Consider the following 12,058-nt stretch of genomic DNA (forward strand, 5'->3'; position numbering starts at 1 on the left):
TCATCGATGGAACGAGCAGTCCAAGTTTCATTTCGCGAGTGCGTTATAGCGCCTCATGCGCGCACAGCTAGCGCGTCGTCAAGACGGCCGAGAGTCTCCTCGCGACCGATGGCGGTCATGATCTTGTTCAGGTCGGGCGCTTGTGACCCGCCCGTTAGAATGCCGCGCAGCGACGGGCCGAATTTGCCAAAGCCGACACCTTCGGATTCTGCGAAGGATTTCAACAGCGTTCCTAGCTCTTCCACGTCCCATTCCGGGTTCTGGGCCAGGCGATCGCGCAGGCGGCGCAGGCGCTCGACTGTTTCTTCGTTCAGTTGCTTGGCGGTTTTTTCCTCAAGCGAGAACGGGCGCATTTTCAGCGCGAATGCGCAGTGTTCCGCCAGCTCCAGGATGGTCTTGGCGCCTTCCTTGACCTGGGGAACGACCGCCAGCAGGCGAGCGGCCGCGTCTGTGGGCAAGCTGACGCCCTGGGCGATCAGCGCCTTCAGGACAAGGTCGGCCAGACGGCCGTCATCGGCGACGCGCAGGTGCTGGCTGTTGATGTGATTGAGCTTGGCCCAGTCCAGGCGCGCCGGCGCCTTGACCACGTCCTTGACGTCGAACCATTCGATCGCCTGGGCGTCGCTGAACACCTCGTCGTCGCCGTGGCCCCAGCCAAGCCGGGCCAGATAGTTGCGCAGGCCCTCGGGGATGTAGCCCATGTCCGCGAACTCGCCGACGGCCTGGGCGCCGTGGCGCTTGGACAGCTTGGCGCCGTCTGGACCGTGGATCAGCGGGATGTGGGCGAAGGCCGGCAGGTCCCAGTCCATCGCCTGATAGATCAGGGTCTGGCGGGCGGCGTTGTTGAGGTGGTCGTCGCCCCGGATCACGTGGGTGACGCCCATGTCGTGGTCGTCGACCACCACGGCGAGATTATAGGTCGGCGCGCCGTCGGCCCGCAGCAGGACGAGGTCGTCGAGATCGGTGTTCTTGAACGTTACCGGACCCTTGACCAGATCGTCGACCAGGGTCTCGCCGTCAGCGGGGCCCTTGAAGCGGATGACGTGCGGCGCCGACGGATCGGCCGGCGGCGGCGCGTCTCGCCAGGGCGAGCGGATGGCGTGGCCTTCAGCGCGGGCCTTCTCGCGGGCGACTTCCAGTTCCTGGACCGTCATCCAGCAGCGATAGGCGCGGCCGCGCTCCAGAAGCTGCTGAACCACCTCGGCGTGGCGCGGCGCGCGGGTGTGCTGGAACACCGGCTCTTCGTCGGATTTCAGGCCCAGCCAGTCCAGGCCCTCGAAGATCGCGGCCACTGCGGGTTCGGTCGAACGCTCGCGATCGGTGTCTTCAACGCGAAGAAGGAACTTTCCACCCGTATGGCGTGCATATAACCAGTTGAACAGCGCTGTGCGTGCGCCGCCGATATGCAGGAAGCCGGTGGGCGAGGGGGCGAAGCGCGTGACCACGGCGCGGTCGGTGGAGGAGGGGTTCGACATCGAACTCAATGCTGAAAGGCAAGACGCCGCCGAGACGGCCGGGAACGCGCGCCGAGGCGCGGCTTGGGCGGCGCGTCTTAGCACGGCGCTTCGCGCATGGCCTAGTCCGCCGACAATGTTCCGCGTCCTGCGCGATGAGATGAGCGCCAATCTGGATCGCTGGTTCCTGTGGAGTCCGGTCTGGTTCGGCTTGGGCGCGGCGGCCTATCTTCAAGCGCCTTTCGAGCCCTCGCTCCCGCCATTGGCCTTTCTGACCCTGATCAGCGTCATGCTGTGGTGGCGCTGCCAATCCTCGATCCGGACCTTGATCGTCCTGTTGGCCTTGTTTGCCTTTGCGATGGCGGGGGGACTGGCGGCGAAGATTCGCAGTGACAGGGTCGCCGCGCCGGTCATCGACGGCGAGCGCGCGCCGCGTCGCCTGGAGGGCTTCGTGGTCGATGTCGTCAGTCCAGGCGCGGGCGGACCTCGATTGCTGATCGCACCCGTCGCCGTTAGCGGCCTCATGCCGGCTGAGACGCCAAACCGGGTCCGGGTGACGGTCGACGCTGTGGACTTGCCCAAGCCGGGGGACGCTGTGCGACTGCGCGCTATTCTCGGCCCCCCGCCGCCTCCGGCTGCGCCGGGTTCCTATGATTTCGCTCGTGACGCCTGGTTCAATGCCGTTGGGGCGGTCGGTTTCTCGCTCGGCGATATCAGAGAGACGCATCTGGATCCGCCGCCCTGGCGATTGCGGGTCACCATGGCTGTCAACGCCTTTCGCTGGCGTCTGGCCGAGCGGATCGTCGAGCACATGGGGCCACAGAGTGGCGGGATCGGCGCGGCCATGGTCACCGGCCACGAGACCTGGATCACGCCCGAGCAGACCGAAGCGATGCGCGCCTCGGGGTTGGCCCACATTCTTTCGATATCGGGTCTGCACATGGCCATCGTCGGCGGCTTCGTGTTCGGTCTGACCCGGCTGGGAATCGCAGCCTGGCCCTGGCTGGCTCTGCGCGCTCCGGGCAAGAAGATCGCTGCTGTGGCGGGCCTGACCGCCGTAGCGATCTATCTGGTGATCTCCGGCGCGCCCCCACCGGCCGAGCGCGCGGCGATCACGGCCAGCGTGGCCTTCGCCGCCATTCTTTTCGACCGCCAGGCCGTAACCCTGCACGGCCTGGCCCTGGCGGCGCTGATCATCCTGGCGCTGCAGCCCGAAGCGGCCGCTGCGCCTGGTTTTCAGATGTCGTTCGCAGCCACCACGGCCCTGATCGCTCTGGCCGAAGCCTGGCCAAGGCCGATGCGCGAGATTTCTGTGCCTTGGCCGATCCGGGCGGTCCAGGCCGTCGGCGCCTGGCTGGCCGTCAGCGTTGGCGCGAGCCTTGTCGCCGGGCTGGCGACGGGTCCCTTCGCCATGCAGCATTTCAACCGTGTGGCCATCTGGGGTTTGCCGGCCAATCTGATCGTCGCGCCGCTGTCGTCCTTCGTGATCATGCCGTTCCTGGCCCTGGGCACGGCGCTGGAAAGTGTCGGCTGGGGCGCGCCCTTCCTGTTGATCGCGGGCTGGGGCGTTGAGGCGATGGTCGATGTAGCCCGAAAATTCGAGTCGATCGGCGGCCAGGCCGTGGTCGCCAGCGCGCCGCCGTTCACCCTGGTTGTCGCGTTCCTGGGTTTGATGATTCTTTGTCTCTGGAGCGGACGACTACGCTGGCTCGGCGCACCCCTGGCGCTGGCTGTCGCCCTTTGGCCTCGCCCTCCGGCGCCTGACATCTGGATCGCCGCCGACGGCGCCACGGCCGCTGTTCGGCAAGGCAAGGAGGCCGTTCTCCTCCGACCCGACAACCGCCGCTTCGGCGCTGAACTGTGGGCGCGTCGACGGGGTCTTGCGATCGGCGAGACGCGTGGGTTTACGTGTTCGGCCTATGCCTGCCGGCCCCAGAGCGACGCGCCGGTCGCGGTCGCCCTGTCGTGGAGCCGCAAGGAGATCTCGGCGCAGACGCTCGGAGATCTCTGCTCAGGCGCCGAAATCGTTGTCCTACGGGGAGACTTTTCGGGCGCAATGCCGACGGGCTGCGCCGATCGCATCGTCCTTACGGCTAAAGACTTTGCCGTCGGCGGCGCAGCCGAGCTGTATCGACGCGACAACGCCTGGTGGATTGCATGGGCGCAGCCGCTGCGAGGGCGGCGGCCATGGTCAGGGTCGCATTGAGCGCTACTGCCACTCACTGTCACCATGAGGCACTATCTCTGACGGGTCCCGGAGGATTTGATGTCGTCGCCCCAACTCGCCGCCCGCCGCGCCGCCTTTCGCTCCTTGCATGAGGACGGCTGTTTCATCCTGCCCAATCCATGGGACGCCGGAAGCGCCAAGCGTCTCGAAAGGCTCGGCTTCACGGCTCTGGCGTCTACCAGCGCCGGGGCGGCCTGGGCCTTGGGGCAGGACGATGGCGGGCTGACGCGGGATCAGGTGCTGGCCCATCTGGGCATGCTCTGCGCCGCGACGGATCTGCCGGTGAATGCCGACTTCGAAGCCGGTTTCGCGGATGAACCCGAAGGGGTGGCCGAAAGCGTTCGGCTGGCCATCGCCACGGGGATCGCCGGCCTGTCCATCGAGGATCGTATCGGCCGTGACCTCTACGAGCCGACGCTTGCGATAGAGCGGATCAGGGCGGCGCGAGCGGCGATCGACGCCAGTGGTGAGGATGTGATTCTGGTGGGGCGGACGGAAGGTTTCCTGATCGGGCGCAAGGACCTGTCGGCGACCATCGACCGTCTTGTGGCCTATGCCGAGGCCGGCGCCGACTGCCTGTACGCCCCCGGGGTGATCGGCGTCGCCTCGGTCGCCGAGATCGTCAAGGCCGTCTCGCCTAGGCCTGTGAACGTCCTGATGGCCTGGCCGGGTCAAGCCGTTCAGCCTCTTGCCGACGTTGGCGTGCGTCGGGTGAGCGTCGGCGCCGCTCTGGCCGGGGCCGCTTGGGCGGGGTTTGACGTCGCGGCCAAGATGTTGGCCGAAGAGGGCAGGCTGCCTTAGGCGCGCACCGCCTGATCGATGGCTTCGGCGATCCGTTCAGGAGATTCCGCGCCGACGACCGCGACCTTGCCGCCGAAGATCACATAGGGCACGCCGGTGACGCCGCCCTGCACCGCCATGGAATGCTCGCGGGTCACCGACTCCCGGTCGGCGCCCTCGGACAGCAGTTGCAGAACGACCAGCCGCTCCATGCCGGCAGCTTCAGCGATATCGGCCAGCACCATGGGGTCGCCGATATCGCGGCCTTCCGTGAAATAGGCGGCGAACAGGGCCTCGACCACCGCGTCCTGGACGCCGGCGGTCAGGGCCCAGCGGATCAACCGATGAGCGGCGTTGGTATTGGGGGATTTTTCGATGACGGCGAAATTGAACGTGATTCCGTCATCGGCGCCGCCAGAGACCAGCGCCTCATGCACGGCCGTCAGGCGTTCCGGATCCTTGAACTTGCTGGCCATATAGGCCTTGCGGTCGACGCCTTCCTCGGGGAGCGTGGGATCCAGCTGATAGGGCCGCCAAACAAGCTTGGCCTCGATATCGGGCCGCAGAGCCATCGCAGCCTTCACGCGCCGCCAGCCCAGATAGCACCACGGACAGACAACGTCGGCGACAACGTCCACGATCATCGGCTGGTTCATCGCGGGTCTCAGCTGGCTTCGCGCTGCAGGGCCCGGGCGGCGGCCCGCTCCAGCGCCTTGACCGGCCCTTCGCCGGCTTCGATCTGGGAGACGCCGATGTCGAATTCGCAGACGAACGGCGGCCGGTCCTCGCCGGCGTCAAAGGCGGTGCAGCCGATGACCGCGGCGATCCGCTCGGCCGCAGCGCGCGCGGCGTCCTGGTTAGTGGCGGGCAGGGCCAGGGCGAAGACCTCCGGCGCCAGGCGGGCGGCGGTGTCCTCGACGCGGACAAGGCGGCCGACCATCGAGCCGATCTGGGGTATGGCGCGGTCCAGCCAGCCATTCTGACGCGCCCAGACGGTCTCGGGCTTGTCGGCGACCCGCAGGACGCAGATGGACAACGGACGGGAGCGCTCCCGCGCAGCGGCCGTCAGGCGGGCCAGGTGGGCGGCGAACAGATCGCGCGTGAAGAGGCCGGTGGCGGCGTCCATCAGACCAGAACTGCGGGCCTTTTCCAGGGCCCCACGGATCGACTCGCCACGCCGGTAGTTTCTGGCCAGTTCCATCACCCGGCGCGCGGTTTCGACCTCCGGCGTCTCCGGCGACGCGACGTCGGAAACGCCCCGGTGGAAGGCCTCCGACATGGTCACGTAGCTTTCGGCCTTCAGATACAGCATGGCCGGAATATGGAAGAGGCGCGTGTTGCGACGCATGCCGGCCGCGATCGACAGGGCTTCCTGCTGGTTGTCGCCGGCCCAAAGCACGACGGAATCGAAGGCGCGCTCGTGCAGGTAGTCGAACGCCGTATAGGCCGTGAAGGCGCCCACGACTTCCGCGCCGCTGCGCTTGAGGGCGTTGGAAAGCGCAAGGAACTGCGGGGCTGGCTCACCGACCGCCAGGATGCGGAATGGCGAGGGCTGGGGTTCCGGCAGGTCCATCCGGCGACCGCGCTCGCCGAAGGTTTCGAGGCGCAACTCGAACTCCTCTTCGGCGATAGCTGTACGAACCAGAGACTCCAGACGCAGGGCCGCCTGGGACGGATGCAGCGGCGGCGAAAGCGTCAGGTCGAAGGCCTGGCTGTGCTGTCCGCCGTCGAGTTCGCCGATGGCGATCACGGGAAGGCGGCGCGGCGCGACAGCGGCCTTGAGGCGACGGGCGAGCGACTGGGTGTCGGGACCCGCACTGGCGAGGTCGACGATCACGGCCTCGATCGGCAGGTCGCCAAGCGCTGCGAGGGCGGCATAGGGCCCACGCGCGGTGATGGTCCGCCAGCCAAGCCGGTCCAGCCCCTCAGCCAGGGGGCCGGCGCGCAGATCGTCGCGCGCCACGATCAGGATTCGGGCGTCAACCGCCACACTCTACCTCCGCCCGAAATCCAACTGACGCCGGCCGCACTCGACCGTCGGGATTCGACGCCGCAACATAGCAGAGGCGCTCACGGGTGATAGGGACGCAACGTCGCGCCGGTGTGGGCAAATTGCTTTTGGACAATCGCCATGCGCGATGTCGCCCCGCACGTGATCTCCGAGCCCCGGCGCCAACAGCCGCTTGCATGACCGAACGTCAGGACCTTTCTAGTCGATCCAACGGCTGCGCTGAAGAGTCGATGAGGAGACCACCATGGGCCAGGGGCCACTTTCAGGACTGAAGATCGTGGAGTTCGCGGGCATCGGTCCCGGTCCGTTCTGCGGCATGCTGCTGTCCGACCTTGGCGCTGACGTGATCCGGATCGACCGGAAGGGGCAGGGACGAGGGGGATCGCCGGCCGATGTCACCGCGCGCGGTCGCCGGTCTGTGGCGCTGGACCTGAAAAATCCCGCCTCCATCGAGACGTGTCTAAAACTGCTTGAGAGCGCTGATGGCCTGATCGAGGGCTTCCGGCCGGGCGTCATGGAGCGCCTGGGCCTTGGCCCGGATGTGGCGCTGGCGCGCAATCCCAAGCTCGTCTACGGCCGCATGACCGGATGGGGGCAGTTTGGTCCCTACGCCAAGGCTGCCGGCCACGACATGAACTACATCGCCATCACCGGGGCGTTGGACGCCATTGGCACGACGGAAAAGCCGGTCCCGCCCCTGAACCTGGTTGGCGACTTCGGCGGCGGCGCGCTCTATCTGGCGTTTGGCCTGCTGGCCGGCGTGATCCATGCCCGGGCGACGGGGCAGGGCCAGACGATCGATTGCGCCATGAGTGATGGCGCAGCCTCGCTGATGGCCATGTTCTACGGCTTCAAGGCGGGCGGCATGTGGAGTGAGGGGCGCCGGTCCAATCTGCTCGACGGCGGCGCGCACTTCTATGACACCTATCAATGCAGCGATGGCGGCTGGATCTCGATCGGATCGATCGAGCCGCAGTTCTATCTGCTGTTGCTGGAAAAGACCGGCATCACCGATCCGCAGTTCCAGCACCAGATGAGCCGCGAGGAGTGGCCGGAGCTGCGAGACAAGCTCGCCGCCGTGATCCGCACCAAGACTCGCGATGAATGGTGCGACCTGATGGATGGCACGGACGTCTGTTTCGCGCCGGTCCTGTCGATGGCGGAAGCGCCTGCGCACGCTCACAACGCGGCTCGAGAAACCTTCGTCGAGGTGGCTGGCGTGGTGCAACCAGCGCCCGCGCCGCGTTTCTCGGCGACACCGGGAAAGATACAGGGTCCTCCGCCCTCGGTTGGGGGCGACAACGACACCGCACTGGCGGACTGGGGCTTTTCCGCCGAGGCGATCGCAAACCTGAAGACCAGCGGCGCACTCTGAAAGCTGTCTGCCAGGCTATTGTCGTCGTTCAGCGTCGGTTCAGCCGCCGGTCCCTAGTTTGATCAGGTACCGGGCGTTGCGCCATCCGTCCCTCGATGTGGCGTTCGGTTTCAGGCTTGTCCTGCGGAGACGCGTCGCCTTTCCTGAGGCGGCGCGTCTTTGTCGTTACGGCCGCGGGGTTGCGCCGGGAGAAGAGCGCGGGCAGGTTCCGGCCGATGCAAGACCCCCAACCCATCCGATGGCGCGACCTGGATCTGGACCCGATTCACTGGGCGCGCGAGGTCCTGCGCGTTCTGGGCCTTGCCCTGGCTCGGATCTGGGGGCGCGATGTCATGCTGTATGTCGGCGGCGTATCGTTCTTCGCCCTGCTTGCGGTCTTTCCTGGCCTGGCGATTCTCATCGGCCTCTACAGCCTTCTGCTGACGCAGCAGCAGGCCGCCGCACAGGCGGAAAACCTTGCCGAATTGATGCCGTCGGGCGCGCGAGCGATGTTCGAGAGCGAACTCACCCGCATCGCCCACGCACCCGAACAGGCCGTTTCGGCCCAGAGCGCGGTCGTCCTGGTCATCGGCGCCTATGCCGCCCATCGCGGCTTCAAGGCCCTGTTGGCCGGTCTCTCGTTCATTCATGACGAGGAAGACCAGCGCGGATTCGTCGGCTTCAACCTTATGGCCCTGTTCGTGCTGATCGCCGCCTTTGGTCTGTTGTTCGTGATGTCCGGCATTTTTCTGATCTTCCGGCTGCTCGGAAGCGCGCTTCATCTGCGCCCGCTCGAGGGCGTTCCGTGGGTCCAGAGCGAGTGGACCTGGGCCAGCCTGGGCGTCGTGATCGGCATGACGCTGATCTACCGCTACGCCATGTCGCGCGCGCCTGTCGGCTGGCGGGCGTCGACTGCGGGCGGCGTCGCCGCGGCGGTCCTTTGCCTGTTCATGTCCTCCGCCAGCGCCTTCTATGTCGACAAGGTCGCCCAGTTGGGCGCCACCTACGGCTCGATCTCGGCGGTGATCATTTTCCTGATCTGGCTGTCGTGGAGCGTGAACGCCATCTTCCTGGGCGGCGCCCTGGCCACCGAGGTGGAGATCGCTCTGGATGAACGTCCCCGCGCCCTTGTTGAGGGACCGCTAGGCGTGACGCTCAAGACGCCTTCTGCACCAGAAAGCTGATCGCCCCGGCGTCTTCATCGGTGATCGCGACAACCGTCGCGCCGATACTGGCGGCGAAGTGTGGAACGTCGATACGCGCCAGCGGATCATCGGCGATCAGTCGCACCTCACTGCCCGCCGGCGCAGCTTCCAGGGCGCGCCTCAAGCGCAGGGTCGGCACGGGGCAGCGATGTCCCCGGGCGTCAACGAGGACGGGATTACTCATCACCAAAGACCCGCTCGGCCTCGTCGGCAGTCAGGATCCGGTGCTGTCCCGACGCAAGGTCGGCGGGCAGGACCAGACCACCGATCCGCTCCCTGTGGAGCTCGACCACATGGTTGCCGACAGCCGCAAACATGCGCCGCACCTGATGGTAGCGACCCTCTGTAATGGTCAGGCGAGCATGATGGGGATCGATCACAGCCAGGTCCGCCGGCAGCAGGGGCTTTTCCTCGCCGTCCAGCATCAGTTCGCCCGCAGCGAACAGCGCGCCCTCCAGCCCACTCAAGGGGCGGTCGAGCGTCGCCAGATAGGTCTTGGGCACATGACGTTTGGGCGAGATCACCCGATGCAGATAGTCGCCATCATCGGTGATCAGAATCAGGCCGGAAGTGTCCTTGTCGAGCCGCCCCACGGTCGAGAGGCCCGGATCCCGAATGCGCCAGCGACGGGGAAGCAGGTCATAGATGCGCTCCCCGTCTTCCTTGTGCGAGCAGACCACGCCCAGTGGCTTGTGCATCAGCAGCACCAGTGGCGCGGGCGGATCGACCGGCGCGCCCCGGATGGTCATGCGTTCCGGGAGATCAGGGGTGACGGCGACCTTGGTCCCGACGTCCTTCAGAATCTTTCCGTCCAGCACGACCTTGCCGCTGGAGATCAGCGCTTGGACGTCCTTGCGGCTGCCATAGCCCAGATTGGCCAGCAGCCTGTCCAGCCGCGCCATCAGGGCCTTGGTCACTTGCGGGCCTCGTAGACCTTATAGCCGTTGGTCTCGCCGGCCAGCCGGACCTTGGCGAAATGCTCGTTCAGGATCGCTTCGTAGGGAAGGTGGCGATTGGCCACCAGCCAGAGGTCGCCGCCTTTGCGCAGGCTGGCGGCGGCTGTCTTGATGAAGGCCTGCCCCAGTGAGCGATCCTCACCGCCGGTTTCATGGAACGGCGGATTGGTGACGACGAAGTCCAGCTTGTCCAACGATGTGGCGGCCTGGCGGACATCGTCCCAGACGAACTCCGCACGCGGGTCTTCGATATTGCGGCAGGCTGCGTCGATGGCCCGGCGATCCAGATCGACCAGCGTCAGTTTGGTGACTTTCGGCGAGGCCAGAACGCTGCGGGCCAGCCAGCCGATGCCGCAGCCAAAATCGGCGCCGACGCCGGAAAGCGGCGGCAAGGTTTTCAGGAGCAGATCGGTGCCGGGATCCAGCCGATCCCAACTGAAGACGCCTGGCTGCGTCCACAGGTCGTCGGAGGCGCGGCGCGGCGCTCCCGCCTCGATGGCGGCTTCAAGCCCGACGGGTTCAGCGGGGCGAAGCGCGACGCAGATGCGATTATGTTTCTTGGAGCTTTCGCCGACCACGCAACCGAAGGCCTCAAGCTCCTTCTTCAGTCGCAGTCCGCCGCGATCCTTGGGCCCGAACGCCGTAAGGCGGCCGTCGATGGCCAGGGTCCGTAGCGCATGGGCAAGAACGAACCGGCGCTCGACCACGCCAGCCGGCGCGCGAATCGCGAAAGCGTCCAGTGACTGATCCGGGATCGAAGCCAGATCCGTTGCTCCGATCACCATGGGGGAGACCTGGATCGCGTCCGCGGCGACAGGCGCCAGATCGTGATCGGCCAGGCCGTAGAACGCGGTGCGAGCTGTAGACATTGGAATCCTGGACTTCCGCCGCGCCAGATCCTGCGGGTCCAGCGCGGCGGAGAGGGTGTGGCGGACAGAGTGGGATTCGAACCCACGGTAGACTTTCACCTACGGCGGTTTTCAAGACCGCTGCCTTAAACCACTCGGCCATCTGTCCGGAGCGGCGGCTATATCAGCGCGCCCCCGCCTTAACCAGACTGCAAAACAACTGATGCATGCTGAAAGTTCGGAAGGGCTCGCCCGCGTCGGAAAGACGTCAGCATGGTTGTGGATCAGCATCTTTGGCGCGTCCTGAGGAGCGCCGGCCTGGTGGCTATGGCGGCCGCCAGCCTGACCGCCTGTTCCACGCCCAAGCCGCGCCTGGACACTAGGATCGACAGCAACAGGCACGTGTCCTCCTCGCCGCGCGGACCCATGGTGTCGCCATCCGGAAAGCCCTTGAGAGGAACCGAGAAGCCCTATCAGATCAAGGGGATCTGGTATTATCCCCAGGCCGACCCTGACTATGACGTCAAGGGTATTGGCTCCTGGTACGGCGAGCAGTTCCATAACCGGCGCACGGCCAACGGCGAGATCTTCGACATGGACGCCGTCTCGGCGGCGCACAAGACCTTGCCGTTGCCCAGCCTGGTCGAGGTGACCAATCTCGATAACGGCCGCAGGATGGTGCTGCGTGTCAATGATCGCGGCCCGTTCGTGGGTGATCGCGTCATCGACCTGTCGCGCGCCGCCGCCGATCAGCTTGGCTATCGTCGTCAGGGTGTGGCCCGGGTGCGGGTGCGTTATGTGGGCCCAGCGCCAAAATCGTCATTTGATGGGCGCCAGTACGCCCAGGCGCCCGCGCCGCCTCCACCTCCGCCGCGCCGGGAGCCGCCAAGGCAGGATGCTGAGCCGGTCTGGCCCGCAGAGCCGCCGCCGATCCCCACCCAGATCATTCCCGCACGGCAGACCGCCTTCAAGGTCCAGGCCGGATCCTTCTCCAGCCGCGAGAACGCCGAGCGCGCCGTGGCGCAGCTGAAGACCGCAGGACGGGCGACAATCGAACCGCTTGAGCGCGCCAGCGGTACGCTTTATCGCGTCACCGTTTCGGCCGGCGAAGATGAGCTCCAGGCCTGGTCTCTGCGGGATCGCGTGGCGGCGCTGGGCTATTCCGGGGCCACCGTCCTGCGTCCCTGATGGGGTGGCGCGAGGCCACTGGACAATCGACGCGA

Annotated in this window: 11 protein-coding genes and 1 tRNA gene; 5 read left to right on the plus strand and 7 right to left on the minus strand. The window is 66.5% G+C overall.

All coding sequences use genetic code 11. The annotated features are described in order from the left end of the window. Positions 1–53: 53 nt before the first annotated feature. Complete coding sequence (gltX, locus tag ACW176_RS15315; RefSeq protein ID WP_492109746.1) at positions 54–1,475, minus strand: glutamate--tRNA ligase; 1,422 nt, start codon at positions 1,473–1,475, stop codon at positions 54–56. 115 nt (positions 1,476–1,590) lie between these two features. Here gltX and ACW176_RS15320 point away from each other — a divergent pair, with 115 nt between their 5' ends. Further along, positions 1,591–3,660 (plus strand): ComEC/Rec2 family competence protein, encoded by a 2,070-nt coding sequence (locus ACW176_RS15320; protein WP_492109747.1) that lies wholly within the window; start codon positions 1,591–1,593, stop codon positions 3,658–3,660. 60 nt (positions 3,661–3,720) lie between these two features. Beyond that, a complete protein-coding gene (locus tag ACW176_RS15325) occupies positions 3,721–4,482 on the plus strand; it encodes an isocitrate lyase/PEP mutase family protein (RefSeq protein WP_492109748.1) in 762 nt (253 codons plus the stop codon). Here ACW176_RS15325 and ACW176_RS15330 read toward each other — a convergent pair. Together ACW176_RS15330 and ACW176_RS15335 are read right to left on the minus strand one after the other, a co-directional pair. Continuing rightward, positions 4,479–5,117 (minus strand): DsbA family oxidoreductase, encoded by a 639-nt coding sequence (locus tag ACW176_RS15330; protein WP_492109749.1) that lies wholly within the window; start codon positions 5,115–5,117, stop codon positions 4,479–4,481. The two genes, ACW176_RS15325 and ACW176_RS15330, sit on opposite strands and share 4 nt — an antisense overlap. An 8-nt stretch (positions 5,118–5,125) precedes the next feature. Then, the gene (locus ACW176_RS15335; RefSeq protein WP_492109750.1) at positions 5,126–6,451 is read right to left on the minus strand and encodes a diguanylate cyclase domain-containing protein; all 1,326 of its coding nucleotides are present in this window, start codon (positions 6,449–6,451) and stop codon (positions 5,126–5,128) included. A 265-nt stretch (positions 6,452–6,716) separates the two neighbouring features. Between ACW176_RS15335 and ACW176_RS15340 the strand changes: the two genes are divergently transcribed. Next, on the plus strand, positions 6,717–7,847 hold the full coding sequence (locus ACW176_RS15340) for a CaiB/BaiF CoA transferase family protein (protein ID WP_492109751.1): 1,131 nt from the start codon (positions 6,717–6,719) through the stop codon (positions 7,845–7,847). A gap of 215 nt (positions 7,848–8,062) precedes the next feature. After that, positions 8,063–9,010 (plus strand): YihY/virulence factor BrkB family protein, encoded by a 948-nt coding sequence (locus tag ACW176_RS15345; RefSeq protein WP_492109752.1) that lies wholly within the window; start codon positions 8,063–8,065, stop codon positions 9,008–9,010. On the opposite strand, the gene ACW176_RS15350 is transcribed toward ACW176_RS15345, so the two are convergent. From ACW176_RS15350 to ACW176_RS15365, 4 genes are all read right to left on the minus strand, one after another. Continuing rightward, complete coding sequence (locus ACW176_RS15350) at positions 8,982–9,215, minus strand: sulfurtransferase TusA family protein (RefSeq protein WP_492109753.1); 234 nt, start codon at positions 9,213–9,215, stop codon at positions 8,982–8,984. The two genes, ACW176_RS15345 and ACW176_RS15350, sit on opposite strands and share 29 nt — an antisense overlap. Next, positions 9,208–9,948 (minus strand): pseudouridine synthase, encoded by a 741-nt coding sequence (locus ACW176_RS15355; RefSeq protein ID WP_492109754.1) that lies wholly within the window; start codon positions 9,946–9,948, stop codon positions 9,208–9,210. Before ACW176_RS15355 ends, ACW176_RS15350 begins: the two co-directional genes overlap by 8 nt. Beyond that, positions 9,945–10,856 carry a class I SAM-dependent methyltransferase gene (locus ACW176_RS15360; RefSeq protein ID WP_492109755.1) on the minus strand — a complete coding sequence of 304 codons (912 nt, stop codon included), beginning with the start codon at positions 10,854–10,856 and terminating at the stop codon, positions 9,945–9,947. Before ACW176_RS15360 ends, ACW176_RS15355 begins: the two co-directional genes overlap by 4 nt. Before the next feature lie 58 nt (positions 10,857–10,914). Beyond that, positions 10,915–11,004: transfer RNA gene (locus ACW176_RS15365), tRNA-Ser, on the minus strand. Positions 11,005–11,162: 158 nt separating this feature from the next. Here ACW176_RS15365 and ACW176_RS15370 point away from each other — a divergent pair. Beyond that, entirely contained in the window at positions 11,163–12,023 is an 861-nt protein-coding gene (locus tag ACW176_RS15370) for a septal ring lytic transglycosylase RlpA family protein (RefSeq protein ID WP_492111946.1), read from the plus strand. Positions 12,024–12,058: the final 35 nt, after the last annotated feature.

The organism is Caulobacter sp. FV1ye13L (assembly GCF_058681155.1).